22 protein-coding genes and 2 pseudogenes are annotated in these 25,807 nt (G+C 70.9%); 11 read left to right on the forward strand and 13 right to left on the reverse strand.

All coding sequences use genetic code 11. From position 1 onward, the window contains the following. Nucleotides 1-306: 306 nt before the first annotated feature. The 7 genes from TR46_RS34645 to TR46_RS34675 form a co-directional block, all read right to left on the reverse strand. Nucleotides 307-1,620 (reverse strand): oligosaccharide flippase family protein, encoded by a 1,314-nt coding sequence (locus tag TR46_RS34645; RefSeq protein WP_042410298.1) that lies wholly within the window; start codon nucleotides 1,618-1,620, stop codon nucleotides 307-309. Then, the gene (locus TR46_RS34650) at nucleotides 1,617-2,843 is read right to left on the reverse strand and encodes an O-antigen ligase family protein (RefSeq protein ID WP_042410302.1); all 1,227 of its coding nucleotides are present in this window, start codon (nucleotides 2,841-2,843) and stop codon (nucleotides 1,617-1,619) included. The genes TR46_RS34645 and TR46_RS34650 overlap by 4 nt, the downstream gene beginning before the upstream one ends. Nucleotides 2,844-2,968: 125 nt before the next feature. Beyond that, a complete protein-coding gene (locus TR46_RS34655) occupies nucleotides 2,969-4,300 on the reverse strand; it encodes an aminoglycoside phosphotransferase family protein (RefSeq protein ID WP_042410305.1) in 1,332 nt (443 codons plus the stop codon). Then, a complete protein-coding gene (locus TR46_RS34660) occupies nucleotides 4,297-5,679 on the reverse strand; it encodes an RtcB family protein (protein WP_201776474.1) in 1,383 nt (460 codons plus the stop codon). The genes TR46_RS34655 and TR46_RS34660 overlap by 4 nt, the downstream gene beginning before the upstream one ends. Before the next feature lie 137 nt (nucleotides 5,680-5,816). Then, nucleotides 5,817-6,995, reverse strand: coding sequence for a glycosyltransferase (locus TR46_RS34665; RefSeq protein ID WP_201776475.1), 1,179 nt, complete (start codon nucleotides 6,993-6,995; stop codon nucleotides 5,817-5,819). Continuing rightward, nucleotides 6,992-7,969: a hypothetical protein gene (locus TR46_RS34670; protein ID WP_042410308.1), complete on the reverse strand. Its 978-nt coding sequence runs from the start codon at nucleotides 7,967-7,969 to the stop codon at nucleotides 6,992-6,994. The genes TR46_RS34665 and TR46_RS34670 overlap by 4 nt, the downstream gene beginning before the upstream one ends. Nucleotides 7,970-7,999: 30 nt before the next feature. Next, on the reverse strand, nucleotides 8,000-9,412 hold the full coding sequence (locus tag TR46_RS34675) for a YveK family protein (protein ID WP_042410310.1): 1,413 nt from the start codon (nucleotides 9,410-9,412) through the stop codon (nucleotides 8,000-8,002). A gap of 513 nt (nucleotides 9,413-9,925) precedes the next feature. Between TR46_RS34675 and TR46_RS34680 the strand changes: the two genes are divergently transcribed. Further along, entirely contained in the window at nucleotides 9,926-11,566 is a 1,641-nt protein-coding gene (locus TR46_RS34680) for a hypothetical protein (protein ID WP_152626865.1), read from the forward strand. A gap of 297 nt (nucleotides 11,567-11,863) precedes the next feature. Here the strand turns inward: TR46_RS34680 and TR46_RS34685 are convergent, their stop codons facing one another. Together TR46_RS34685 and TR46_RS34690 are read right to left on the reverse strand one after the other, a co-directional pair. Further along, nucleotides 11,864-13,360: a polysaccharide biosynthesis protein gene (locus TR46_RS34685; RefSeq protein ID WP_052433369.1), complete on the reverse strand. Its 1,497-nt coding sequence runs from the start codon at nucleotides 13,358-13,360 to the stop codon at nucleotides 11,864-11,866. A 38-nt stretch (nucleotides 13,361-13,398) separates the two neighbouring features. Further along, on the reverse strand, nucleotides 13,399-14,172 hold the full coding sequence (locus TR46_RS34690; RefSeq protein ID WP_052433367.1) for a DegT/DnrJ/EryC1/StrS family aminotransferase: 774 nt from the start codon (nucleotides 14,170-14,172) through the stop codon (nucleotides 13,399-13,401). Nucleotides 14,173-14,611: 439 nt separating this feature from the next. On the opposite strand from TR46_RS34690, the gene TR46_RS34695 reads away from it, so the two are divergent. Continuing rightward, on the forward strand, nucleotides 14,612-14,866 hold the full coding sequence (locus tag TR46_RS34695; RefSeq protein ID WP_042410314.1) for a hypothetical protein: 255 nt from the start codon (nucleotides 14,612-14,614) through the stop codon (nucleotides 14,864-14,866). Here the strand turns inward: TR46_RS34695 and TR46_RS34700 are convergent. After that, entirely contained in the window at nucleotides 14,838-15,326 is a 489-nt protein-coding gene (locus TR46_RS34700; RefSeq protein ID WP_084719195.1) for a PfkB family carbohydrate kinase, read from the reverse strand. The genes TR46_RS34695 and TR46_RS34700 overlap by 29 nt on opposite strands. Before the next feature lie 25 nt (nucleotides 15,327-15,351). After that, nucleotides 15,352-16,797, reverse strand: coding sequence for a glycoside hydrolase family 32 protein (locus TR46_RS34705; protein WP_042410316.1), 1,446 nt, complete (start codon nucleotides 16,795-16,797; stop codon nucleotides 15,352-15,354). Nucleotides 16,798-17,386: 589 nt separating this feature from the next. On the opposite strand from TR46_RS34705, the gene TR46_RS34710 reads away from it, so the two are divergent. The 3 genes from TR46_RS34710 to TR46_RS34720 all read left to right on the forward strand — a co-directional run bounded on the left by TR46_RS34710 (nucleotide 17,387) and on the right by TR46_RS34720 (nucleotide 21,042). Next, nucleotides 17,387-18,823 carry a carboxylesterase family protein gene (locus TR46_RS34710; RefSeq protein WP_042410319.1) on the forward strand — a complete coding sequence of 479 codons (1,437 nt, stop codon included), beginning with the start codon at nucleotides 17,387-17,389 and terminating at the stop codon, nucleotides 18,821-18,823. Between the two features lie 59 nt (nucleotides 18,824-18,882). After that, nucleotides 18,883-19,905: an alcohol dehydrogenase catalytic domain-containing protein gene (locus TR46_RS34715; RefSeq protein WP_042410329.1), complete on the forward strand. Its 1,023-nt coding sequence runs from the start codon at nucleotides 18,883-18,885 to the stop codon at nucleotides 19,903-19,905. 132 nt (nucleotides 19,906-20,037) lie between these two features. Further along, on the forward strand, nucleotides 20,038-21,042 hold the full coding sequence (locus TR46_RS34720; RefSeq protein WP_042410331.1) for an alpha/beta hydrolase fold domain-containing protein: 1,005 nt from the start codon (nucleotides 20,038-20,040) through the stop codon (nucleotides 21,040-21,042). Between the two features lie 74 nt (nucleotides 21,043-21,116). On the opposite strand, the pseudogene TR46_RS41815 reads toward TR46_RS34720, so the two are convergent. After that, nucleotides 21,117-21,287, reverse strand: a pseudogene (locus tag TR46_RS41815) (helix-turn-helix domain-containing protein); the annotation flags it as partial. Nucleotides 21,288-21,338: 51 nt separating this feature from the next. Between TR46_RS41815 and TR46_RS34725 the strand changes: the two are divergent. Continuing rightward, entirely contained in the window at nucleotides 21,339-22,316 is a 978-nt protein-coding gene (locus tag TR46_RS34725) for an aldo/keto reductase (RefSeq protein WP_042410334.1), read from the forward strand. A 20-nt stretch (nucleotides 22,317-22,336) separates the two neighbouring features. Here TR46_RS34725 and TR46_RS34730 read toward each other — a convergent pair whose 3' ends face one another. Then, complete coding sequence (locus TR46_RS34730; protein WP_236655657.1) at nucleotides 22,337-23,161, reverse strand: helix-turn-helix domain-containing protein; 825 nt, start codon at nucleotides 23,159-23,161, stop codon at nucleotides 22,337-22,339. 193 nt (nucleotides 23,162-23,354) lie between these two features. Between TR46_RS34730 and TR46_RS34735 the strand changes: the two genes are divergently transcribed. The 5 genes and pseudogenes from TR46_RS34735 to TR46_RS34755 form a co-directional block, all read left to right on the forward strand. Continuing rightward, nucleotides 23,355-23,750, forward strand: a complete 396-nt coding sequence (locus TR46_RS34735; RefSeq protein WP_042410339.1) for an MmcQ/YjbR family DNA-binding protein — start codon at nucleotides 23,355-23,357, stop codon at nucleotides 23,748-23,750. Continuing rightward, entirely contained in the window at nucleotides 23,747-24,115 is a 369-nt protein-coding gene (locus tag TR46_RS34740; protein ID WP_042410342.1) for an MmcQ/YjbR family DNA-binding protein, read from the forward strand. The genes TR46_RS34735 and TR46_RS34740 overlap by 4 nt, the downstream gene beginning before the upstream one ends. 569 nt (nucleotides 24,116-24,684) lie before the next feature. Beyond that, nucleotides 24,685-24,867, forward strand: a pseudogene (locus TR46_RS34745) (single stranded DNA-binding domain-containing protein); the annotation flags it as partial. Nucleotides 24,868-24,957: 90 nt separating this feature from the next. Next, nucleotides 24,958-25,149, forward strand: coding sequence for a hypothetical protein (locus tag TR46_RS34750; RefSeq protein ID WP_042410347.1), 192 nt, complete (start codon nucleotides 24,958-24,960; stop codon nucleotides 25,147-25,149). A gap of 389 nt (nucleotides 25,150-25,538) precedes the next feature. Further along, the coding region (locus TR46_RS34755; RefSeq protein WP_042410349.1) for a hypothetical protein at nucleotides 25,539-25,807 on the forward strand (269 nt) is incomplete at its 3' end.

Raw genomic sequence — 25,807 nt, forward strand, 5'->3', positions numbered from 1 at the left:
CTCAATGGACCGCACCGGCCCGGAATGGACGATCAATGGAGAGCCCATGAGTTGATGGGCCGCTAGGTCCCAGATGTGCACGATTCCGCTTTGGCCCCCGCTGAGGGCAATCGGGGTCCCATCCATGACTGCGCAGGCCAACGCGACGAGAGTGTCGACGGCAGGGAGTTCGACAAGGGGCTGGCCATCAGTTGGGTGCCAGAGCTGAATCGTCGCGCGCATAGTCAGCCGAGTGGGCGCTGAGCCCAGCGGGTGCTGAGCTGAGTGGGCAGTGGGCTGCTGCACCGCCGGAGCACGCCATGGGGATTACTGGACGGGGACCGTCGTCCCCGGGGTGACCGTTGGGCGGGCCACGTTTCGGCTGATCGCGGTCAGCAGCGCCGTGGTGACCAGGTAGGCCGCGCTGGACGCGACGGCCGCGCCGACGGCGCCGTGCCGGGGGATGAGCAGAATGTCGAGGAGCACGGTGATGATGACCCCGGTGGCCATCCCCAGCGAGTTGGCGCCGGGGCGGCCGATCCCGCACAGGTGTGCGGAGGAGACGGCGGCGGCGCCCTCCACCGCGAGGCCGACCAGCAGGATGCACGCAGGCAGCACGGCGGACTGGAACGCGTGCCCGTACAGCAGCGGCAGGCAGAACACCGAGACGACGGCCACCAGCGGAGTCAGAGCGATCGTGCCGGCCAGGGCGCGGGGCCGCAGTCGGCGCGAGTCACGATCGGCGTCGGCCGCCGGCTTCCTGGCGAAGCGCGGAATCAGCACGTAGTTGAGGGCGCTGGCCGGCAGCCGCATCAGTTCGGCGAACTTCGAGGCGACCGCGTAGACACCCAGGGCGGCCGGGCCGGCCAGCACGCCGAGTATCACGAAGTCCAGCCGCAGATTGATCAGCATCAGCAGATTGCCGAGCTGGCCCCGGGCTCCGTACGTCATCACCTTGGAGGCGATCGAGCCGGACGGACGGTCCCAGCCGCGGGCGAAGCCGGTGGCCGCCAGCCGCGCCAGTGCGGTGAGCGCAGCAGCCACCCCGCCACCGATCATGCCGGCCACCACTGCGTCGATGCCGCGCAGTCCGAGGGCGAGCGCCAGTCCGTAGGCGGGCAGGAAGAGCAGTTCCTCGCAGACGATCACGAGGTTGGCGCCGCGCATATCGGCCGTGCCTTGGCAGCATGCCTTGCCCCAGACGGTGATCAGTTGGGTGGCCGCGGTGATCCCGATCAGCGCGACGACCCGTGACGGAACGGCGGCGAACAGCTCCCGGTGCAGCAGCGGGGTCCCGGCGAGCCACAGTGCAGGGCCAAGGACCGCTCCGCAGACGGCCATCAGCAAGAGGGTGGGCCGCAGCCGGGGATCGCCGCCGCGGGCGGCCAGGTAGTAGGCCGAGGACACCGGCAGGCCGCAGCTGACCACGGCGCCGAGCAGCCACGGCAGCACCCGGGCCAGCGCGTACTCGCCGAGCACGGCGGCGCCGGAGAGCCTGGCCACCAGCAGACTCGCCACCGAGACGATCAGCAGCGCGGCTCCCTGGGCCACCAGGTTGCCCAGCATGCTGCGGCGCCCGAGCATGGGGGCCTCGGCGTGCCACTTTCCGCGCGGTGCGGCGTGCAGTGCGGTGGCGGTCATAGCCGCGGCGCCTCCCCGCCGTCGGCCGGCGGGCGGGCGGCGTCGGGGTGGTCCGGGTCCGGGACGGTGGCCAGGACCGCGACCAGGGCCAGGAGGATCCAGACGAAGCGGAAGTGCAGCACCTGGTAGTAGGCGCCGGCCACGCCCATCGCCAGCAGTCCCGCGACGAGTCCGGCCGGTCTGGGGACCTGCGCGCCGAAGCCCTGCCCGGGCGGCATCCGCAGCACCCGGGCGGACCGCCAGGCGGCGATGAGCAGCAGGGCCACGATGCCGATCGCCCCGAGGGGGCCCCGTTCGGTGAGGGCCGCCAGATAGTCGTCGTGGGCCTCCTTGGCGTACGGATACTGCTTGTCGTACAGCGTTTGCTTGGTTGTCCGCGGTCCGCTGCCGAGCAGTCCGTCGGAGTAGTACAGCTGCAGCGACTCGTGGACGAGCACGGACCGCTGCGAGGTGCTGTTGTCGCTGCGGCCCAGGGAGTTGGCCAGCAGCGGTTGTCCCGACTGCGCGGCCCACTGCTGGACGGCGCTGAACGAGACCGTCTGCGCGGCTGCCCCCGCGACGCTCCCGGTCACCAGCAGCAGCGCCAGGGCCGCGACTGCTCCGTGCCGGCGGCGGACCGTCAGGGCGGCGATGAAGACCACTCCGACCGCGAGTTCCAGCAGACCGCCGTTGGACTCGGTGAGCACGAACGCCCAGAGCAGCATCGTGTAGCCGAACCACCGCACCGGCGCGCGCCGCGGCCTCTTGGTGGCGAAGACCATGAACAATGAGACCACCCAGTACGCGGCGGCGTAGTTGGGGTCGCCGAGGGTGAACAGCAGTCGGTTGCCGTCGGCGGCCGAGATCCCCTCGATGACGGAGATGTGGGCCATGTAGGCGACCACCAGCACGGTCGCCCAGCCGATGGCCGAGCAGGCGAAGGTCGTGGTCAGCATCCGCAGCACATTCGGGCGGCGGGCGATGTTGAACAGCGCGGCCGTCCAGGCGATCAGCGCCAGGTCCTGGAGCAGTTGGAGCAGCGAGGTGCCGGGCAGCGGCCCCACCAGCCCGGCGATCGCACCGCCGAGGATCAGCAGGCCCATCGGCAGCACGAACGGGGCGCCGAGCTTGCGGCCGCTGGTTGCGGCCCAGATCGCGACCAGTGCCAGCGTGCCGACGGTGAACAGGTCGACCGGTGAGGTGTGGCCGGGACCGGTCGGCTGGAGGATGGGTTGGAACGCCATCCCCAGGCACGCGACCAAGGCGGCGGCGCGCTCGGTGGTGCCCCGCCAGGAAGGCGGGCCGTTCGCCGTGCCGCCGGCTGCGGGATTCGGCGGGGCTACCGCGGGTCGCACGCTGTCCGTAGTGATCACGGGGTCACCGCCGTGCAGAGATGGTGGAAGACTCTGAGCTGTTCACGGCGGAAGCCGACGTCGGTGGCCTCTGCGGCGAGCGCGGCGACCTCGGCGAGGACGGCGTCCCGTCCGCACTCTGATGGAAGGCCGAGGCGCGCCAGCCCGCGCCCGAGGTACTCCCGGACCAGGTCCGGGTACCAGCCCGAGCCGTCCAGCGCGTAGTGGACGCTGGTGGCCGGGTCGCCGGCGACAAGACCCGGATGCCCGCGGACCCGGGTCCCGGGCTTGGTGTGCCCGTCCAGGTAGTACGAGTAGGTGAGCACGAAGCGGGCCAGGTCACGGGTCGGACTGCCGACCGGTGCGTACCGTTCCCAGTCCACCACCCCGCTGACCGCGCCCTGGTGGAGCAGCACATTGCCCGGCCAGAAGTCGCCGTGTACCGCGGTGCGCGGGGCGCTGTACCGGCCCAGTCTGCGCCGTAGTGTCATTAGCCGGGCGAGCAGCCCGGTCCCTGCGCCGGGCTCGGCGTCGGCGAGCCGTGCGAGGGTGTCCGCGGTTCCGGGCGCTAGGTCCAGCGTTGCGGTCCCGTCGGACGTCGCGGACTGGAAGTCTGCGAGCCAGGCCTGTGCGGCGGCGAGGTCCGCCTGCACCGTTGCCGCCCGCGCCGTGTGCCCGCGGCGGTGGTAGGCGACGAGTACCGGGGTACCCGGTTGTGCGGTGGTCACCAGGGCCGGCAGGCCGGCGTGGACCACCAGTTCGACGATCTCGGGGACGGTGCTCCGGAGCGCCCCGAGGGGAAGCGTCCGGACCGCGCGCAGTTGTTCCGCCTCGGCCAGCACGCGGAGCGCTGCGGCCGGTCCTGACGGCAGTTTCACCGCCAGCGTCGGCCACGGCTCGGCCGGTCCGAAAAGAAGCAACAGGGTTCGGGCGTCCGGATCGTGACTGTGCCTCAGGACGAGAAGCCGAGTGCCGTGGGCGGCCAACAGCCCGGCCAGCCCGCCCCCGTCCGCCGGCCCGCCCCCGTCCGCCGGCCCGCGCCCGTCTGCCGGCCCGCGACCTGGTGCGGCCGGGGCCAGTTGCGGCATCAACCACCACAGCGGGCGGATCCGGAGGATCTCCCTGGCGGTGGCGTACGCCCAGTCCGGCACGGCACTGTGGGGCTGCGCCGCAAGCAGCGCGGTGCGCACATAGCTCAGCACCGGTGCCTGCGCGGCGGCGACCACCAGGGGCCTGCCGCGCGACGGCAGCGCGACGAAACGGCGGTCCGACGGCAGCAGGCCGCGCCACTGCTGCGGGTCCGACTCGCGGTCGGGGCCGGGGCGGGATCCGAGCGCCGGAGAGGTCATGTCAGCACCGCGAAGGGGCGGAGTCGGGCGACCGGCCGGACCAGGCCGTTGCCGACCAGGATGGCCAGGGCCGCGTCCACGCCCCGGTCGTCGAGCTGGGGGATATCCTGCGGCGCGGCGTCGGTGTAGCCGTACCGCTGGGTGCGCCGCCGGTACGGGTCGGGTCCGGAGCGGCCGTCCCGGGCGAAGGCGCTGATGATGCTCCCGGTGCCGTGGCAGGCGGTGTACAGGCTGCGGTGCGCCTGGGGTGCCGGTACGCAGAGGAACGACGAGGTGCGGTTGGTGCCGGGCACCAGCAGCGGTTGACCGGTCTGAGCGAAAGCGGGGTGACCCTTCATCAGTTCCGGGGTCCAGGCGCGGGCGGCGTTGTGCCGGTGCACATAGGCGGGTCGGCCGTCGACGGTCTCCTGGTACACCGAGTTGTGTGGCGAGTCGACCACCAGCCGCAGCCGCGCCCCGAGCGCCTGGGATGCATAGCCGCACAGTGAGGCGTAGGTGGCCATCCGGTAGGCGAAGCCGTAGTTCATCGACATTCGCTGAGCCAGCATCATTCGGCGGCCCTCGTCCGAGTCGATCGGCACCGAGGGACAGCCGGCCGTGAAGTACGCCTGGTACCGCTGCCGTGCCCGGGCCGGTGAGCGGGCTGCGAAGTGCGAGAGCGGCTTCTGTACCGCCATCTCCGCGCGGAGCAGACGGGAGGCGGACTTGCGGCGTGCGTACAGTTCGCCGATCTGACTGGTGAGCACACCACCGCCGTTGTGGAACTGCAGGGTCACCTGGCCCTGGAACACCCCGAGCCGGGCGGCGATCTCAGGTTCGAACACCTCCTCCACCTCCTGGAGTTCCAGGAAGTGGGTGCTCGGTCCGATCGAGCCGAAGCGCAGCCGGGCCAGCTGCACACAGATCCAGGGCAGTTGGCGGCGCGCCCAGCGCTCGCTGCCGAACTCCTCCACCGACTGTCGGCCGAACTCCTCCACCCGGTCCAGGTCGTGGCGCTCCAGGCCGTACCGTTCGACGGCGAAGTCGGCGCCGAGGACGGCGGCGCGCAGCACTTCGTCACGGCTGAGCTTGAACTTCCATCCCGGCGGGTTCGGGTAGCGTTCGCGGACTCGGCGGTAGAAGTCGGTGACCGCGGAGGCCCCGGGGCGTGGCGTGTCCAGGGTGGCCAGCGCCATCCCGCAGTTGAGCGCGGAGTCGGTGAGGGCCGGGCGGATCGCGTCCCGGGTCGCCACGGCGATGCTGGACGGCATCTCGGACTTGTCCTTGTGGCAGAAGTCCGGCAGCACGACCGGGGGCGCGGCGAGGTCCAGACTCGCGGTGCCGTCGCGAAGACGGTTCAGCAGGGCCGGATCGGCGCGGGCGTCGGCGCTGTCGAACACGCTGAGGTCCGTTGCCGGGTCGTCGGGCCCAGCAGCAGGCCCGGCAACAAGCCCTGCAACAGGCCCGGCAGCGGGCCCCGCGACAGGCCCGGAGCCGGGTTGGCCCGCGAGGTGGTTCGACGGGTGGGTGAACATGTCTATGCGCATGTCAGGTCCTCGTGATCGGCCCGCCGCCGGTTCGCCCGGACGGGCGCCGGGGTGTAGGCGGCCAGCAGGGTGTGGGCCAGGGCGCGGTCGGTGTAGCGGTCGCCGATCCGGGCGCGCGCGGCCGCGGCCATTCGGGTGGCCTCGTCGGGCCGGTCCAGTAGGTGGCCGATCGCCGCCGCGAACAACTCAGGACGTTCGGGCGGCACCAGCAGCCCGGACTCGCCCGGGCACACTACGTCCGGCACCGAGTTGACGGCGGTCGCCACCACCGGGATGCCGCAGACCATCGCTTCGACGATCGCCACCGGCAGCCCCTCGTAACGGCTCGGCAGTGCGAAGACGTCGAACGCCGGAAGCAGCTCCGGCACGTCCGACCGCTCGCCCACCAGCAGCACTCGTGCTGCCGGCAGTGCGTGCTGCACCTGGGCGCGGACCTGGTCCGCCAGGTCGCCGCTGCCGATCCAGACTCCGGTGACCTCCGGACGGCGCAGGGCGACCAGGGCGGCGACGAAGTGCTCGGGAGCTTTCTGGTACGAGAGTCGGCCGACCGCGCCGACCACGGTCGTGTTGTCCGGCAGTCCCAGCTCCCGCCGGGCCCGGGCCCGGGTCTGCGGTGATTGGGCCGTCGCGGCGGTGTTCACCGGCACGCCGATGGTGCGCACCCGCTCCGGCCTGATCAGTCCGCGTCGGACCGCCTCCACCGACACTGCCGTGCCGACGCACAGTGCCACGTCGGTGATCCGGCCGAGGCGGCGTTCGATGCGCACATAGGCCTCGCGGCGTACCGGCGACTGGAACTCGTGGAACGGGAAGCCGTGGAAGGTGTGCACGATGCGTGGCACTGTGGCGCGGTGAGCCGCTGTCCGCCCCACGGCGCCCGCCTTGGAGCTGTGGGTGTGTACGACGTCGAAGCGCCGGCGCTCGAACAGGGCGGTCAGCCGGCGCAGGGCGCGCGCGTCGTCGAGGGGAGAGATGGGGGAGCGCAGCGAGGGTTCGAGCAGCACCTCCAGGCCGGCGTCGGCGGCGTCCTCCAGCAGCCGGTCCCCGCTGCCCGCGATCAGGGTCATCTGGTATCGGTCCGGATCCAGGGCGCGGGCGCCGCGCAGGGCCACCACTCCGGCTCCGGCCTGCATCCGGGTGATCACGGTGGCCACCCGGACGCGGGTCACGAGGTCACCGCCGCGGAGTGTGCCAGCAACTGGGCCAGGTCGGCGCCGGGTGCCGTCCCGAGGACGATCTCGTGGGCGGGCAGCCGCTCGGCCAGGGTCTCGGCGACCGCGGCGACCGGTGGATGGCTCGGGCCGATCCCGGTGCCCAGGGCCAGTGTGGCCGCGAACGGCCAGTACCGGCGCAGTTCACCTGCCATATAGGTGCCCGCGGTCACCGCGCGTGCCGCGGCGACCGGGTCCAATGGGGCGATCGCGGGCCGGTCCTGATCCGTCCGGCGCAGGACGACCAGCAGGTCGGGGCGCAGTGCGTCGACCCGGCCGGGCAGTGGCTGTTCACTGCGGCCGTACGCCATCCGCCGGCCGCCGCCGCCCTGCACCCGCACCGGTTCGACCAGCCCGTGCGCCCAGATCCCCTCGCTGGCGCACAGGTTGTCGGAGCAGGCGCGCTCACCGGCGGCAACCGCGCGGAGCAGCAGGGTGGACCGGCCGATGCCGCCGGGCCCGGCCAGCAAGCAGGTCGCCCCGTCCACGGTGACCGCCGCGGCGTGCAGCGGCGCCAGGCCCCGGCGACCGGCCCACCAGAGCGCGGGATACTGCACCAGCGCCGCGCGTGCCAGCAGGTGGAAGCGTGAACGCAGCGCCCGCGCCGCGAGCCGTTCACCCGTCGGCGGGCGCCAACGGGCCTCCACGGCCAGCCGTTCTCCCTCAGCCCGTAGGCGCAGGTCGAAGCCGCTGCCGACGGCGTTGGTCAGCAGGACCGCGCCGCGGCGCAGGTAGGCGCCTCTGGTCAGCGGCTCCGCCCCGGACAGGTCGAAGGCGGCGCGGTCCGCGGAGACAACCACCTCGACGTCGGGCGGTTCGGTCCCGACCGGGTGCCATGCGTCCGCGCCGGCCTCGGCGAGCAGGCGCGCCGTCCAGGGCTCCGCGCAGGACACCACCAACCGCTCCCCGGCCTGGGTCAGGGCCGCGCGCATCGGAACTTCCCGGTTCCCGGCCATGGCCGGTCAGGCCTGCCTTGATTGCTCACGGGCGCGCCTGCGGCTCCAGGAGGTGCCGAGCACTCCGATCACGGGCCAGCCAGTGACGGCGATCAGATGGCGGATCCGGCGTGCCTCGCTGTAACTGGCCAGATCGGGGACGAGAACCAGCAGGCCGTGCCGGCACCAGTCGGAGACGTCGTCCACATCGGACAGGGCGAGGACTCTGACCGGACGCGGCAGGGCGAGGTCCGAGGGATCCAGGACCGGCGAGGCCTCCAGAACCGGGGTCTGACCGGCCCAGGCCAGCTCGCGGGAGCCGTCCAGCTCGTGGGAGCCGTCCGCACTGTCGGAGGGGCCCCGACCACCCCCCGACGGGTCGCTGCCGTTCCAGGACGATCGGCCCATGGCGGCACTCACCGGCGTGGAGCCGGAGGTCAGATGGTTCTCCAGTTGCAGCGCGATGAGCTGCAGCTGACCGCTGGGGGCGGGACCGGTCAGGACGATGGTGTCGATCCTGCCGTGGGCGACCGCGCGCTTCGCGACGACCAGTGTCTCGGGCGGAACCATCAGCTGAGGCTGCTTCTTCCCGCCCCGGAGCACCAGATGGCCGAGGAACGGGGCGCCGACCTCGCGGCTGAAGGCGCCGGCGTCGGCGACCCTCGGCCGCACGACTTCGAGCACGGTGGCGGTCAGCAGGCCGGCGACCAGCCCGAGCAGCGCGCCGAGCCCGAGGTCGGTGGCCAGCGACGACCGCGCGGACACCGCTCCGGACGCCAGCGAGACGACGGTTGCGGTGTTGGTTCCCAGCCCGGTGGACTGCACCTGACGCAGCGTGGCCTGCAGATCACTGAGCTGCTGGTCGATCGTGGACAGCTCGGCTGCGAGCTTGGCGGTGGCGGTGGCGCTCTGGGCGAGTGCGAGCTGGGCGGCGGTCTGGGTGCGCTGGGCGAGCAGCGTGTTCTCCTGCGCGGTGAGCTGGCTGACCAGGCTGGTGTTCGTCGAGCCGTTGAGGAGGTTCACCAGCTGAGGGGCGAGCGCGCTGTCGACGGCGGTGGCCACCTTCGGATCACGATCGGTGACGGTGACATTCAGTACCGAGGAGGTGCCGATCCGGCTGACGCCGACCTCGTGCACCACATTGGCCACGGATCTGTCGGTGACCTGGGCCTGCTCCAGCGCCTTCTGGACCGCAGTGGTGCTGGTCGCGATTCCCTGCGCCCGGTTGAGCACGGCATCCGCTTCGGTGGTCGTGCTCGGCGGCGTGCTCGAGGCCTGGACGCGGGCGCTGGCCGTGTAGAGGGGGGCGCTGCGCAGCTGCAGGGCACCGATGACCATCACCGGCAGCAGAGTGAACATGACCAGTAGCCGCCAATGACCGATGACGATCCGACGCAGGGCTTCGTTGAGTTCCATCCTGACCTCGAATCGGGGGAGCATCGGGGGAGCGTTCGGCGCCGTACCTGCGGCGCCTCGGCGAGGAGGTTGACAGCCATCGTTGCAGCGTGGCGCGGTGACGGGCTCATGCCGCAAGGCGAGATCTGGCTAGTACCTTTGCGTGAGCCGGTCGGCCTCCGCTGGGCGTTCTGCCCGCGTTCGCCGGCATCGGGAGCAGCGCCCGGGCACGGTCGGCCGTACTGCACCCACACCCGGGCCACACCGCACCCGCCCGCTCCCACACGCGCACCCGCTGAGCGGCACGGGCCCGCCCTCCGCGCCGGACGGAGCGCCGCCGAGGGCGCCGGGTGCGGTCCGATGTGACGGACCCTCATGCAACCGTGCGGGTGAGTCCCTCACCCGAAGGCCACGCAGGGCAAGCGGGTCGATCCGGAGGTTGATAGAAGGTGAGATGACCGGAATATGGGGACTCAGAGAGAGTTGGAATCCATGCGTGAACGGCGACGACCACCGGGAGCAGCCGGACACCGCAAGTGGCGGCAGACCATCCGCTCCATGCTGCTCCTCACTCTCTCCGTCGTCTGCACGCTCGCGGCCGGGGGCATCGCGGCACCGCCTGCCGCAGCCCGGACCGCACCGGCGTTCGTTCAGGGCAATGCCTTCACGACGTCATTTCGGGTGGCGTCCAAGCCGGTTGCGATGTCCTCCCCGGTCCGGGCCGGCGACCTGCTCGTCGGCTGGTTCGCCCAGTACAACGCGACAGGTCAGGTTCAGGTCTCCGACAACGTCAACGGTGCCTGGACCCGGGCGCCCGGGTCCACCGCTTTCCAGAACGACACGGGCGACATCGCCCTGTACTACGTCGCGAACACCAAGGCGGCGCCGGGCGGGCTGACGGTCACCGCGACCGCGAGCGCGGCCGCCTACTTCCAGGGAACGGTCGCCGAGTACTCCGGCGTCGCCGCCGCCGGGCCGCTCGACCAGATCGTCTCCAGCCGAAACGTCGGGACGGCCGTCGACACGGGGCCGACCGCCGCTGTGGCCGCCGGGGAACTGGTCTTCTCATCCCTGATCACGGGCGGCAACCCGAGCAGCGTGACACCCGGCTCGAGCGGGGGCGTCGGTTACACCGCACGGTCCAGCACGCCTTCCGGCTCGGCCTTCGAGGAGGACGTCCACTCCGGGGCGGCGGGCGCCCAGAACGGCCGGGCGACCCTGGCCAGTGCCACCGACTGGTATGCCGTCGTGGCGACCTTCCGGCCCTCCACGTCCGGCGACGTCACACCGCCGACGGTGCCCGGCGGCCTGCACACCACCAGCGTGTCGGCCGGCAACGTCAGCCTGGCCTGGTCCGCGTCGACCGACAACGTCGCCGTCACCGGATACACCGTCTACCGCAACGGCACCGCGATCGGGACCACGGCTGCGAGCACCACGGCCTTCAGCGACAGCACGGTGACCGGCTCGACCACCTACACCTACTCCGTCGACGCCTTCGACGGGGCCGGGAACCACTCGGCCCGGAGCCCCGGTCTCCTGGTGACGACACCGATCGTGTCGCCCGCCTTCGTCCAGGGCGCCAGCAACTCGCCGGGGACCAGAACGGCCTCGACCACGGTCACCCTGACCTCGCCGGTGGCCGCAGGCCACCTCCTGGTCGGCTGGTTCGCACAGTACGACGCGCTCGGTCAGGTGAAGGTCTCCGACAACGTCAACGGTGCTTGGACCCGGGCGGTCTCTTCCGAGCACTTCAGTAACGGCGGCGGCGACATCGCGCTGTACTACGTGCCGAGCTCGCTCCCGGCCTCGTCGCTCACGGTCACACTGACTGCGGCGTCACCGACCTACCTGCCGAGCACGATCGCCGAGTACTCGGGCGTGGACGCCACCCACCCGCTCGACCAGACCGCTGTCGGAGAGGGCAACGGCGTCGCCGTGGACTCCGGGGCGACAGCAGCGACCCAGGCCGGTGAACTCGTGTTCGGCGCTCTGATCACCGGCGGCCAGCCGCTGTCCGTCACGCCGGGGATCAGCCAGGGGGTCCCGTTCACCCTGTCGGTGTTCAACGGCAGTCGGTCCGCGGACGCGGAAAGCATCCTCTCCAGCGCTGCAGGTCCGCAGAACGCCCGCTTCACGATGGGCACCGGCACCGACTGGTACGCCGCGGTGGCCACCTTCCGGCCGTTCCTCGGCTGACGGCACCGGCCGACCGCACCGCTACGGGCAGGAGCCGTGCCCCCGCCCTGGCCGGACCCGATCGGGTCCGGCCAGGGCCTGTTCGGCTCCCGCGGGCCTCGCGGAATCGAGACCGCATGGGCACTCCGCCGATCAGCGGTCAGGTGCGGCAGCATTTTCGTGTCCGTGCGCTGCGCCCCGTACACCCAGAGCGGCGCCTTCGCCGTGTTGCCCGTGGTCGCACAGAGCCGATCGTCAGGAGGATGCGCCGACGCTGGTGCGGGGAGCGCCGACGGTTGCGACGGCGGTGGCGGAACATCAGAAGTCGTCCGGATACGGCGCCGCCGACACCAGTGGCCATTCAGTCGAGGCGGCTGCGGATGCCCGGTTCAGCGGGGCGGGGACGGGGAAGCCCGGCAGTAGTCGGGCGAGCCGACTGCGCACCTGGTCGGCGTCATTGTGCTCGGCGGCGGCGTACAGGCCGGGGAGGCCCTGGGGTACGCGGGTCTCCGCACTGGGCCAGGACGGTATGGCGGCCTGGATCCTGGGGTGCTCCGTGGCGTGGCGCTCCTCGTCCACGGAGAACAGGGCCTCGTGCAGCTTCTCGCCGCGCCGCAGACCGGTGAAGCGGATCGGTGGCTGTTCCGTGTGCATCTGCTCGGCGAACTTGCACACCAGGTCCAGGATCCGCACCGGCTCGCCCATGTCCAGCACGAACACCTCACCACCGGTGGCCAGTCGTGCGGCTTCGAGGGCCAGCCCGGCGGCCTCCTCGATGGTCATGAAGAACCGTGTCATGTCCGGGTGGGTGACCGTCACCGGCACCCCGGTCCGCAACTGCTCGGCCTGTACGTCGAGTAGCGAGTCGCGGCCGCCCAGCACATTGCCGAACCGTACGGCGGCGAAGACCGTCGGCGCCGCGTGCCGGGCCTGCACGATCATCTCGGCCAGCCGTTTGGTCGCGCCCAGCACGGAGATCGGGTCGGCCGCCTTGTCCGTGGAGATCAGGATGAATCGCCCGACGCCGGATTCGACGGCCGCGTGGACCAGGTTGTCGGTGCCGAGCACATTCGACTTCACGCCCTCGCAGGGGTGGTGCTCCAGTATCGGGAGGTGCTTGTGCGCGGCGGCGTGGAAGACGACCTCGGGCTGCAGTTCGTGGAACACCTGCTCAAGGCGGGTCCGGTCGCGGATGTCGGAGATCACCACGTCGTCCACGTTCACAGCGGAGCCGTACAGTTCGAGTTGCAGGCGGTGCAGGTTGGACTCGTCGTGGTCGAGCAGGATCAGCCGGCTCGGGCCGAAGCCGTAGACCTGACGGCACAGCTCGCTGCCGATCGAGCCGCCGGCGCCGGTCACCAAGACCCGCCGTCCGGCGATGGTGCGCCGGGCCTCCGCGCTCACCACGTGCACCTCCTGACGGCCGATCAGCCGATTGACGTCCAGCGCGCGCAGGTCGCCGCCGACCACGTCGCGGCGCAGCGCCGCGACGAACGAGGGCAGGTAGCGCACGGTGGCCCCGGCTGCCGCCCCGGCTGCCGCGATCTGCTGGAAGCGTTCGGCCGGGAGTCCCGGGATCGCCACCACCACGGCCTGGATCGCATGGGTCGTGACGGCAAACTTGGCCTGGCTCAGGTCGCCCAGCAGCGGCAGCATGCTGTTGCCGACCTTGGACGGATTGTCGTCGAGGAAGCCGACCGGGGCCAGGCCGTACTCCGGTACCCGGAGCAGGTCGCGGGCCAGGGCCCAGCCGGCCTCGCCGGCGCCGACGATGAGGGTGCGCAGGGCTGCATCGGGACACGGCCGAGTCTGCACGGGCGCGGGTGTGGCCACGGGAGCAGCCGAGTGGGTGATCATGAGGCGTCCGCCTTCGTTCGAGGCGGCTCGGCCATATTGGCCTTCGGTCCGGCGTCGTCAACCGTGTACTGCCACGTGCCGCCTGGGAGGTGGCATTGCCGGGCGTCCGCTGACATCCCGTGGAGCCGTGCCCGCCGGACCGGTTCGGCGAGATCGTCGTCGTCGGTGGTCACCATGCCGGCCTCGCCGATCGGTAGGTTCTTGGTGGCGTAGCAGCTGAAGCAGGCAGCCTGCGAGAGTGCTCCGACCGGGCGGTAGCCCGCATAGGTGCCGAAGCGCGGGTGGCGTCCTCGATAATCCGGCACGTCGGCAGATTGGCCGCGTCGGCCAGCTCGCCCAGCGGGGAGGGCGCCCCGCCGTAGGCGCAGCACCATCAGCGCCTGCGGCTGCCCGAAGTCCGCAGCCGCCCGGGCGGCCGTGGCCGCCGACGGCATCCCGGTGCCCGGATCGACGTCGACCAGCAGCGGGAGCAGTCCTGCGTGCACGACCGCCTGCGCGGCCCCGCAGAACGTCAGCGTCGGCACCATGACCAGGCTGCGGTGGGCAGTCGAATTGCTAGTAGCGCGAGTTCGATCGCAGCGGTACAGGAACTCACCGCCATCGCATGCCGGGCCCCCGACCCGGTCCGCGATCTCGCGCTCGAACAGCCCCGTCTGCGGCCCCTCGCTGACCCAATCCGACTCCAGTACGAGCTGGGCGGCCTGCCGGACCTCCGGACTGATCTCGGTTCGTGCGAATGGCACGGGCGCTTGGAATGCCGACGCGACCATCGCACTGTCTCCTGGTTCCGGTGGGGATGCCTGTACGAAACCTAGGCACGCACCACGGGAGGTGGATCCGGTGGCAGGACGACTTCTAGTACGCCATCTGAGGATCGCCTCCGGCCCGGCGCCGCATCGCGGGGTGCGCTGCCAGGAAAGGGCAGGCCATCAGCTCGGGACGGAGCCCGCATGCTCGACATCGTGATCGTGAAGTGCAGCTCCGGGTGCGGGCTCAGGGCCTGCCTGCGCTCGATAGGTTCTCGATCTGAGACGCGTCGTGCCATCCGCTCATGCGCATGTCGAGCCTGAGCTGGTCGAGTGTCTCGGAGTGGGCTGTCGTGCGGATCTTGCCAGGCGTGGAAGCCGCGGGTGCGGCGCGTGTGGACAGGCCGCCGGACCACCACTGCCCACCTTTCGCGCACACCGGTGGCCTCACACTGCGGCCAGCTTGATCCTGCCCGAGCCGGAGTTCTGCGCCACATCCGGTTCCTGGGCACCGACACGACGGGAGCGGCCACGGTTCGTCAAGGCCAGCAACGAGGACCTGGCCTGGCTCTACCCCGGCCTCGCCCCGCGCGAGGCGGCCCGCACACTGCTCGCCCTCGGCCCGCGCATGGTCATCGTCACCCTCGGCGAAGGCGGTGCCACAGCAATCACCGCCGACCACCGCCATATCACATCGGCGGCCTGGACCGTCGTGTGATTGCGGTGCGGTAGGCGTTGCGGTCGGGCTGGACCGCGGGCCGGACGTTGAGGTCCAGGGCCACCGCGCAGCCGGGACGGCCGTGCAATTGGCGGCAGGCGTCCAGGACCTGCGCCGTGCCCGGGTCCACCACCGCGGCCAGCGACCCGGTGTGCAGGAGCGTCACGCCTGGGTCGAGCGGGATGTGTGCCGGGTCCCAGGCGGTCAGGAAGTCGTAGTCGGCCGAACCGGTGGCCGTGTCGACGTAGGCGAGCGCCACCGTGCTGCGTCTTGAGAGGCCGCGTAGGCGGCGGACCGGCACTCCGGTGGCCGCCAGGTGGGCGCCGATCAGGGCGCCGGGCGGGTCGTCCCCCCAGCAGCTGGACAAGGTCACCGGTCTGCCCAGCAGGTGCAGGCCGAGGGCCACGTTGGCAGGGCTGCCGCCGGGGTGCGGGCGGGGTGTGCCGCGCCGGTGCGCCAGACCAGGTCGACCAGGACTTCGCCGATCACTGCGACAGTCGTGCTGCTTCGCCCTTCGCTAGTTCCATGTCCACGCTGATCGGCGTCAACGGCCATGCCTGGACGGCGTATGCGCAGTCACCCAGCGCCTGGAGCTGCCAGGGGGTGTCGCCCGTGGGGTAGAAGCGCAGGGTCAGGGTCTGCCCGGTGGACAGGTACAGCTCGGCGATGGAGTGGTCGATGATCAGGCGCAGTTCCACGGGGCCGATTGCCGGGCCGGGCAGGGGCAGCCGGTAGCTGCCGCGGTGCGCCCGGTGGTCGGCGGAGGCGTGGTCGCGGTCGACGACGAGCTGACGGTTGGTCGGGTCGAGGCGGATGTCGAGGTGTTCGGTGCCGTCGGCAGAGGTGGCCAGCCGAAGGACGGGTTCCTTGGGTCCGGTGGCCGTCGGACGGGCGGTCAGGTCGAAGCAGCGGTCGACCCGGCCGAGGTCGACGGGCTCGTCGGAGGTGCTGCGGCCGATGGTTCTCAACGGCTGCGGGCCGCGCAGGGCGAGGAGCTCGCGGGCTGGTTGCTGACGTACGGTGCCGTCGTCGGCGAGGGTCAGCTCGCGGGGGAGGGTGAGCAGTCCGGCCCAGCCCGACTGGTCCACCCAGTCGTTGTCGCGGGCTTCCCGGGCCCAGCCCCAGAGCAGCAGGCGGCCGTCGGGGGCGGACACCAGGGCGGGGGCGTAGAAGTCGGGGCCGTGGTCCAGCGGTGCGGGAGCGCCGGCCGAGAACTGCCCGTCGTGGCCGCGGCCGGAGAGGACCAGGGTGCCGCGTGGTCCGTCCTGCGGGTGCCAGTCGCTGACGATCAGGGCGCCGTCCAGTGCCCCGAAGTCCGCGTACTGCGGGCACTCCCATCCGGTGGCGGGGTCGTCGCCGTGTTCGCTGGTGAGGAAGGGCCCCTGGTATGCCCACTGGTCGAGGTCGTGCGAGGTGTACAGGAAGGCCGCGCCCCGGCCGTCGGCCAGGGCGGCGCCGACCAGCATCCGCCAGTGGCCTTCCTGGTGCCACACGTACGGGTCGCGCCACATGGTGCACCCGTCGGGTGGTTCGGGGATCACCAGTTTGGGGTGCTTGGTCCAACTCAGGCCGCCGTCGTGGGATTCGGCGGCGGCGATCGGCTGCCACCAGCGGTCCGTGCGATTGGCGGAGTAGAAGGCGACCAGGCGGGCGCCGTCGTCGACCGCGTTGCCGGAGAAGCAGCCGTCGGCGTCGTCGCCGCCGGGGGTGGGGCTGAGCGCGGGTAGCAGGAGCTGCCAGCGGATGAGATCCGGGCTGCGCAGGTGGCCCCAGCGGATGTCCCCGTGGCGGGGGCTGTGCGGGTTGTGCTGGAAGAAGACGTGGTAGTGGCCGTCGTGGAAGGCCAGTCCGTTGGGGTCGTTGATCCAGCCCCACGGCGGACGCGGATGTACGGCGGGCCGATGGGCGTCGGTTGCGGGGGACAGGGACAAGGCTGGGCCTTTCGGGACGGGCGTGGGCTCGCAAGATGCAGCGAGAGCGCCTCACTTGGACGCAGTCCGCCGTCCAGCATGAGCAGCAGCATCGCCAAGTCCCGCAGCCGCTTCAGCCCGGACAGCAAGGCTTCCACGTCCGGCTCGGTCATCGGTCGCGGCAGCCTGCGCGGCCGCTTGACCGTGACGACCCGCCGGACCGGCTGCTGGCGGATGACCCGGCCCATGAACGGCTGGTGCCGATCGGGCACGCGAGCCCCTTTCGGCACACCTGTTCCCAGCGATCGGGCTGGACGGTAGAGGTGCCGGTGTAGAGCGGCACGGGTGTCGGCGCATTGCCCCGGCGCGGCTGGCTGACCTGGTGATGGACGCGTCCCCGTTGCCGGGCTCCAGGGCGAGGGCTGTAGGTCGCTCCAGCCTGCCCGCGGCGACCTGGGCGGCGACGAGTGGGTGCAGAAAGTGTCACCTGGTGACCATCAGGTGACCGCTGTGCGGCGGGCGATTTGTCGGATCCCAGGGAACGATGGGAAGCGTCAGCGCGAGCGATCAGTATCGCGTGCACACCCGAACCGCACCGGAAGGACATGCCATGACTGCCGCTGCACCCAAGGCTCTGACTGCACCAGGGGTGCGATCCTGGTGGGGCATTCCGTACGCCACTGCCGAGCGCTACCGTCGCCCCGTACTGGCGGACTTCGATCCGGACCGCGCCTACGACCGTAAGGGCGTGGTCGCTGTCCAGCCCGACAGCGGCGACTGGCTCGAAGCGGACAGCGGGATGGGTGAGGACTGCCTGAACCTGAATGTGTGGGGTCCTGAGCAGCCGGCCGGGCAGGCGCTTCCGGTGGCTGTGTATATCCACGGTGGCGGATTCGAGTTCGGCGCGAACACGCAGATCACCTCGAACGCCGCCGGGCTCGCCGCGTCGGGGCGTGTGGTGGGCGTATCGGTCAACTACCGGCTCGGCGCCCTGGGCGCGGTCTCGCTCTCGCAGTACGGCGGACGGCTCGCCGAGGCCAGCAACCTCTGCCTGCAGGACGTCATCGCCGCGCTGAACTGGATCAAGGTGAACATCGCCCACTTCGGCGGCGACCCGGACCAGGTCACCGTCTACGGCCACAGCGGCGGCGCCTATTCCACCTTCGGGCTGCTCGGCGCCTCCTGCGCCGACGGCCTCTACCGACGCCTGGCCGGATTCTCCGCCGGGCCCTCGCGTCTCCAGCCGGCCTGGTGGGCCGAGGAGCTCGCGCACCGGTTCGTCACCGAACTCGGCGTCGCGGACAACCCGGAGAAGCTGATCGACCTCGACACGGCCGCCCTGGTGGCCGCCCTGCACAAGGTCACCCCGACGGACCTCGGGGTCCGCGGCGGGATGGACAGCAAGAGTCTCGGCGTGGTTCTGGACATCGGGCAGCCGGGCGCGGTGCTGGACGCCCATCCCATGGATGTCCTCGCCTCGGGCGCGCAGCGCGAGGTCGATGTCCTGCTGAGCATGGCCAGCGACGACATGGGCTGGTGGCTGGCGAACGACCTCGACCGGTTCGACCCGCACACCGTCGACCGCATCGTCGACGAGGTCGCGGGATGGCGGATTCCCCGCTCCCGCGCCGAGAAGGTCGTCGATGGTTACGACCAGGGTGGCCGCAGCCCGGCCGAGGTGCGCGCCGCGCTCCTGACTGACTACATCTTCGGGCTCCCCGCAGTCCGCGGTGCTCTGGCCCACGCCGCCGTGGGCGGCAACGCCCATCTCCTTCTGGTCGGTCCTGCCGAGGGTGCGCCCGCCGTGCACGGCAGCGAGATGTACGCCCTGGTCGGCCAGGAGAAGCCGGGCCGCAGCGCCGAACAGGCAGAGCGTGACACGCGGATCCGCGACATCGTGCTCGACTTCGCCACCGGCGAGCAGTCCCGTCTGTGGCCCGCCGTCACGGACAGACCCACCGCGGAAAGCGTCGGTAACCCGCCCTTCGAGGCCACCGCCCACTACCAGCGGGCCCTCGACCTGTGGGAGGGAATCGACCGCCCCTGACGGTCGGCGGGCGATACGGAACAGCGCATCACGGGGGCGAACAGAGTGAGGAACTCGACATGAGCCAATCCCCAGCAGTCGGCGGCGCCGCACCGGTGACGATGCGGGCCGTCGTCGTGACCCGGCCCGGCGGCCTGGATGCACTTCAGATCAAGGATGTGCCGGTGCCCGTCCGCAAGCCCGGCTGGGTGCGGATCCAGGTGAAGGCGTTCGGCGTCAACGAGTCCGAGGTCACCACTCGCAAGGGCGAGTCGGACGCGGAGGTCACCTACCCGCGGGTGCCCGGCATCGAGGGCGTCGGCGTGGTCGACGACGCAGACCAGGACAGCGGGCTGCGGCCGGGCCAGCAGGTGGCCACGATGATGGGCAACATGGGCCGCTCGTACGACGGCGCGTACGCCCAGTACGTCACCGTCCCCGCGGAGCAGGTCATCGCATTCGAGACCGGCCTGCCGTGGGACGTGGTCGGCGCGCTGCCGGAGATGTTCCAGACCGCGTATGGATCCCTGACCCGCGGCCTGGACCTCAAGCCCGGGCAGACGCTGCTGATCCGCGGCGGCACCTCCACGGTCGGTCTGAGCGCGGCCACGATCGCGAAGGACCTCGGAGCGACCGTGCTGTCCACCACCCGCAGCCAGGACAGGGCGGGGGAACTGCGGGCCGCGGGCGTCGACCATCCCCTCGTCGACAACGGCACCCTCGCCGACCAGGTGCGCGAGCTGCTACCGGACGGCGTCGACGCCGCACTGGAACTGGTGGGCTGCTCGGTCCTCGCCGACACCCTGCGCACCGTGCGCCGGCACGGCACCGTCTGCTTCACCGGAGCCCTGGCGGGCCAGTGGACCATCCCCGACTTCACCCCGTTCATGATCCCGGGCGGGGTACGGCTGACGTCCTACGACGGTCAGGCCGCCGACCTCCCGGCCGACGTCTTCGCCCACCAGCTCCAGGCCATCGCGGAGGGACGCCTCAAGGTCCCGGCCGGGAAGATCTACCACGGACTGGAACAGGTCCAAGACGCCCAGGCCGACCTCGAATCCGGCACCACGCCAGGCAAGCACGTCGTCGTCCTGGACGACTGAGAACCGATCGCGGGACGCCACCAGGCCTCGTACCCATCGACTCGATCGGCTCGCACCCGCGCATCGTGCGCAGTGAATACGTAGCCCGGCGGTCAGCGCCGCAGCTCCCCGTCGTTTCCGAAGGAGAGAACAGTGACGGACCGGACACCAGCAGACCTTTTCGGTGCCCTGACCACCCGGCCCCCCTTGGACCCGGAGCTCGCGCCCGTCGAGGAGGCGCGGGGCGCCATCTTTGGGGCCCTGACCGACGAGACCCTGCGAGAGATCCGACGGCAGATCGCCGCGGGTTCCCCCGGGTTGGATTCGCAGGCTCTGACGGCGGGCGGCAGAGTACGGGCGCAGGAGCGCCAGGTACCCGGGCCGGAAGGCGCGCCGGACATCACTGTGCTGGTTCTCAGCCCCGTCGAGGACCGAGGCCCCAAGGGAGGGATCCTCAGCCTCCACGGCGGCGGGATGATCATGGGGTGCCGCCGGGACCACGTGGGTCATCTCCTGCCCCATGTGATCGATGGGAGTGCGGTCGTCGTGTCGGTGGAGTACCGGCTGGCGCCGGATCACCCCGATCCCGCGCCGGTCGAGGACTGTTACGCGGGGCTGGTGTGGATGGCGAAGAACGCGGACGAGCTCGGTATCGATCCCCAGCGGCTCCTGATCGCCGGAGTCAGTGGCGGAGGCGGCCTCGCGGCGGGGACCGCGCTGCTCGCCCGCGATCGCGCCTTTCCCGAGCTCAGCCACCAGGTTCTGATCTGCCCCATGCTCGACGACCGCTTCGAGACGCACAGCAGTCGCATGGTGGACCGCGACGGCGTGTGGGACCGCTACAGCAGCTTGTACGCGTGGACCTCGGTGCTGGGCGAGCGGCGCGGCGGCCCGCGGGTGTCGCAGTACGCCGCGCCGGCCCGCGCCGAGGACCTCAGCCGGCTGCCGCGCACGTACATCGACACCGGCTCGGCGGAGGGGTTCCGCGACGAGATCCTGATCTACGCCGGCCGCCTGTCCCAGGCGGGCGTGAGCGTCGATTTGCACATGTGGGGCGGGGGCTTCCACGGGTCCGACATGGCGGTGGGGCATGCGGCTGTGTCGTGTGCCTCCAACGCGACCCGTGAGGAGTTCATCCGGCGGGCTCTTGACAGGTGAGCGCTGCGACAACGCGCAGGCTGCGAAGGCAGCCATTGCCTCCTGGCGGGCAAGGGGCGTTCGCCGCGTTTCCCTCAGGCATCGGTCCTCGCTTCGCGTGCCGCGAGGACGGCCGGGGTGGGGACGGTGTGGTCGCGGAAGAAGCGGCCGACGTTCGCGTTGTCGGTGACGCCGAGGTGAGCGGCCACGGCCTGGGCGTCTCACCGGGCATCTCCGAGCAGGCGCCGGGCTTCGAGGAGGCGGCGCCGTCACCGCTGTTCGATATTCACTGTTTGGTTTGATATGAGGAGATTCGTATGCAGCACAGGAAACTCGGCGCCCAGGGCCTGACCGTCTCGGCGATCGGCTACGGCGCGATGGGCCTGACCCAGGGCTACGGCCCCAGTGACGAGGAGGCGGGCGTTGCCGCCATCCGCCGCGCCCACGAGCTGGGCGTCACCTTCTTCGACACCGCCGAGGTCTACGGCTGGGGCTCGAGCAACAACGAGGTTCTGCTCGGCAAGGCGGTGAGCGACTTCCGTAACGAGGTGGTCCTGGCCACCAAGTTCGGCTTCGCGCAGACCGAGCAGGGCCTGGGCCTCAACAGCCGCCCGGACAACATCCGCACGGTCACCGACAAGAGCCTCCGTTACTTGGGTGTCGACCAGATCGACGTCCTCTACCAGCACCGTGTGGACCCGGACGTGCCCATCGAGGACGTCGCGGGCACCGTCAAGGAGCTCATCGATGCGGGCAAGGTCAAGTACTTCGGCCTGAGCGAGGCCGGCCCGCAGACCATCCGCAAGGCGCACGCCGTCCAGCCGGTCTCGGTCCTGCAGACCGAGTACTCGCTGTTCGAGCGCGACGTCGAGCAGCTCTTTCCGGTCCTGCAGGAGCTCGGCATCGGCTTCGTTCCCTATTCGCCCCTCGGCCGCGGCTTCATCACCGGTAGCGCGAAGCCCGCGGCAGCGTACGACGCCACCGACTTCCGCAAGACCAACCCGCGCTGGCAGCCCGGCAACTTCGAGAAGAACCTCGAAGCCGTGGAGCGACTCGGCCGGCTGGCCGCCGCCAAGGGCATCACGGTCTCCCAGCTCGCCCTGGCCTGGCTGCTCGCCCAGGGCGAGCACATCGTCCCGATCCCGGGCACCCGGAGCGTCGCCCGTATGGAGGAGAACGTCCACGCGGCCGACGTCACCCTCACCGAGGCCGATCTCGCCGCGATCCACGAGATCCTCCCGACCGGGGGATTCGGCGCCCGCTACGCCGAAGAGCACATCCCCGACTGGGTGTGACCCCAGCCCGATCGGCCCCCCTACTCGCGCGTTGCCTCCCGGGTCGCGAAAGCGGCCGGGGTCAGACCGGTGCGGTCGCGGAAGAAGCGGCCGAAATTCGCGGGATCGGTGAAGCCGAGGTGGACGGCCACGGACCGGGCGTCCCACCGGGCGTCTCCCAGCAGGCGCCGGGCTTCGAGCAGGCGCCGATCGTCGATGAGCTCACGCACCGCCTTACCGGTGGCCTGCCGGGCGGCGCGGCTGAGTGTACGGACCGAGCAGCCGAGCAACTCGGCGTAGTCCGCGGCCCGGTGCAGTTCGCGGAAGTGCAGCTCCAGGGCGTCCGCGAACCGTCCGTAGGAGTCACCACGGCCTCTTCCGGCACTCGTGTCGGTAGGGGCGACCCCGGGGGCGCCTGCGAGGCGCAGCAGCAGCGATTCGAGCAGGCTGCGGCGCAGGGCGTGGTGGACGTCGAGGGGTCGGCGCCCGAGTGCTCGGTGTTCGTCCAGGAGCTGGAGTGCCGTCTGCTGGAGCCAGGCGGTGTCGTCGGGGTGCGGGCTCAGCACGGCAGGGGCCTGGTGCGCGGTGAGCGGGGCCAGCAGGCGGGCGAGGTCGGGCCGCAGCACGTCCGGTTCGAACAGGATGAACGGGCCCCGGGCCGGGCCGGGCGGGTGCCAGCACTGCGCGTGCCCGGGACGCACCCACAGCCACTGGCCGGGGGCGACGGTCCGCGTGACGTGGTCGACGTCGTGCCGCAACTCACCCTCGGTGACGGCGATGAGGTAGTGGAAGGTGGCACGGCCCGGACGGGGCGGGTTCCACGGCCAGTCGTCGTGCTGGACGAAGAAGTCCTCGACGGTGCTCACCTCAAGGCCGTACGGGGTGCCGACCGGGGGCTGGAAGCCGTATAGGGGAACCGCGGCCGGCCCAGGCCGTCCGCTCGGGCTGGGGTGTCGCCTGCCGACCATCACGTGTCCGCAGCCTACCGCCCTCCTTGTCGGGTTCGAGGGAAGGATGGGATGTGCCGCAGCGACCACCTCTTGAGGAAGGCAATGCCACATGAACGGAACGACCTTGCACAAGACCGCCGCCGACTGCGCTGAGGGACTTCCCGGAGCAGTGCTGGAGCATCCCTTCGGCGACGACTGGGAGGTCTTCAAGGTGCGCGGCAAGGTGTTCATGCTGATGACCGAGGTCCCGGGGCGTCCCGTGGTGATACTCAAGGCAGACCCCGGCGAGGCCCACGCCCTGCGCGAGCAGTACAGCCAGATCACCCCCGGCTACCACATGAACAAGAAGCACTGGATCACCCTGCAGAGCGGGACAGGCGTCGACAAGAGGCTGGTCGAGGAACTGGTCACCGACTCCTACCGGCTCGTCGTCGCACACCTGCCCAAGGCCGAGCAGCCCGTCGACCCGTACACCTACGGCACCGGCACGCGGGCGGCCCGGTGAGCGCGGCCGGTGACCGGCTCCAGGACACTGCCCGCCAGGCGGCTCTGGCCCTCCCCGAGGTCAGCCACGGATATCCCTTCACCCCAGGGCTTGACGTGTACAAGGTCGCGGGCAAGGTATTCCTGATCGTCACCGATGACCCGGAAGACCAGATCATCACGGTCAAGTGCGAACCCGAACACGCCCGCGCGCAAGAACGCGGCTACCCCTCGATCAGCCCGGGCCGCTACCTCGACAAACGCCACTGGATCTCCCTTGGGTCGGGACCCGGCATCGCTCAGCGGCTGGTCACCGACGCGGTCGAGGATTCCTACGACCTGGTCGCCGAGCGGATGCCGCGACGCGACCGCCCGAGTGCCAGATGAGCGCCGCGAGCTTCCCCGCGAGCCGCTGAGCCCCCGCTACTTGTCGGGCAGCGTCCGCAATACGAGGACTGGGCCATGACTTCATCAAGCGATCAGCGCTGAATATGGGCGGTCCTCCTCCCTCTCCGAACCTGAGGGGCTCTGGCACCTGCAGCGGCCACACACCCTCGGGTTGAACCATTGCAAGCATCGGGATTCTGCGAACCCATTGGCTTCTGGGCGCTGGAGGTCAAGTGCGACGGGGCGAGGGTCATCTCCTACCTGGACGGCTCGGAGCTGCGGGTGCTCAGCCGACTCCACCAACAGTTGCGTCATGTTCGAATCAAAGGACTGGCAGGGATGCCGCTGTGTCCAGCTACAAGGAGAGAGCGAGGGGGAGGGCGCCGTGATTCATCGGAAGCGCTCGAAGGCGCTGTTGTAGCAGTCCTGGCACATGTTGCGGCCGCCATCGGGCACGACAGGATTCCCGCAGGAGCCCTCGCACTCGACCAATTGGGAAAAGCACGACAGCAGTTGAAGCAGAGCGGTGAGAGCTGATCCGGGGCGGCCGCTGTGAAGGCGTTGGACAGGACCTGGTGTTCTTCGAGGACACCCACCACGCGGTCGCCCACACGGTTTTACACTCGGGTCTGCTGCTGGTGCGCGGCACCGTGGAGGCCCGCGGCCCGCGCCGCACCGTCGTCGGCGCCATGGCCTGGGACCTCGAACAACTCGCCACCGTACGCCGCGACCACGGCTCCCAAGCAGCCCTGGGCGGGGGTGGGTGCAGGCGTGGCCTGGCCTAGGAAAGACACGCGGCGACGAATCGCGCGGCTGCGATGAGGCCGGGCTGCCCCCAGTCAGTGCCCGCCGACGGCGTGGTCATGGTGGCCGGACAGGCTTTCGGCCGCAGCCACGCCGGCAAGAACGTGGCCGTCGTGATCGGGGACACCTTCTTCCAGGTCCTGGACGGCGACATCGAGCTGTCCGCCCATGTCCGCACGAGCGACAGGCTCATCAAGCAGTTCAGGCCCAACTCCCGTACGCGCCAATGACGGTACGGCTGTCCAACATCTTCTGGCGAGGCATCTCCTGGGACCTGGCTGTTCCGAATCTCGCGGGACCTCGCAGAGCCGGTGCACTACCAGTCGGCGGACGGAGCTCGGGCCCGTCAATGCGTGCGATCGCCCGATCCAGTCCGAACCGGACCACGTCGTGGACTTCCTGGGTCCGCCGCACAGGTTTGCGCCAAGCCGTTGACGTGTGCAGGGCGCCGTCCTAGAGTCCCCTCAGTCGGACTTCTATATGAACATAGTTCATCTACATGAACATAATGGACGGCGGTCCGCCGGACCTACGTCCCTCCACCACCAGATCCAGGTGCCCCGTTACCGCCCTACGCACGGGAGCTGACGGTCGCCCAACTACGACACCGGAGTTGTCCATGTCTGAGGCCCTGATCTCCTTCCGCGCCCGGCCGCGCCTTGCCCTGCTGACCATCACGGGAATGGCCGCCCTGCTGCTGAGTCCCACGCCGGACGCCCGTGCCGAACCGCAGTCCGCCCAGGCCCTCGCGCCGGTCACGGCGCTGTCCGGCCGGTCCTTAGCCGCCACCCCCGTGGACGTCGTGGTGACCGCCGCCGGCTCCGGAAAGGTCGGTCCCGATTTCGCCGGCTTCAGCTACGAGAAGGACCGCATCGGCGCCGGTCTGTT

The organism is Streptacidiphilus carbonis, assembly GCF_000787775.1.
Lineage (GTDB): Bacteria > Actinomycetota > Actinomycetes > Streptomycetales > Streptomycetaceae > Streptacidiphilus > Streptacidiphilus carbonis.

Excerpts from the sequence above, each read along its gene's own strand:
- TR46_RS34670 (WP_042410308.1), bottom strand. The coding sequence starts at position 7,969 with ATGCGCGCGGCCCTGACCCAGGCCGGGGAGCGGTTGGTGGTGTCCTGC.
- TR46_RS34650 (WP_042410302.1), bottom strand. The coding sequence starts at position 2,843 with ATGGCGTTCCAACCCATCCTCCAGCCGACCGGTCCCGGCCACACCTCA.
- TR46_RS34725 (WP_042410334.1), top strand. The coding sequence starts at position 21,339 with ATGCAGCACAGGAAACTCGGCGCCCAGGGCCTGACCGTCTCGGCGATC.
- TR46_RS34710 (WP_042410319.1), top strand. The coding sequence starts at position 17,387 with ATGACTGCCGCTGCACCCAAGGCTCTGACTGCACCAGGGGTGCGATCC.
- TR46_RS34735 (WP_042410339.1), top strand. The coding sequence starts at position 23,355 with ATGAACGGAACGACCTTGCACAAGACCGCCGCCGACTGCGCTGAGGGA.
- TR46_RS34715 (WP_042410329.1), top strand. The coding sequence starts at position 18,883 with ATGAGCCAATCCCCAGCAGTCGGCGGCGCCGCACCGGTGACGATGCGG.
- TR46_RS34690 (WP_052433367.1), bottom strand. The coding sequence starts at position 14,172 with ATGGTCGCGTCGGCATTCCAAGCGCCCGTGCCATTCGCACGAACCGAG.
- TR46_RS34655 (WP_042410305.1), bottom strand. The coding sequence starts at position 4,300 with ATGACCTCTCCGGCGCTCGGATCCCGCCCCGGCCCCGACCGCGAGTCG.
- TR46_RS34680 (WP_152626865.1), top strand. The coding sequence starts at position 9,926 with ATGCTGCTCCTCACTCTCTCCGTCGTCTGCACGCTCGCGGCCGGGGGC.
- TR46_RS34645 (WP_042410298.1), bottom strand. The coding sequence starts at position 1,620 with ATGACCGCCACCGCACTGCACGCCGCACCGCGCGGAAAGTGGCACGCC.
- TR46_RS34675 (WP_042410310.1), bottom strand. The coding sequence starts at position 9,412 with ATGCTCCCCCGATTCGAGGTCAGGATGGAACTCAACGAAGCCCTGCGT.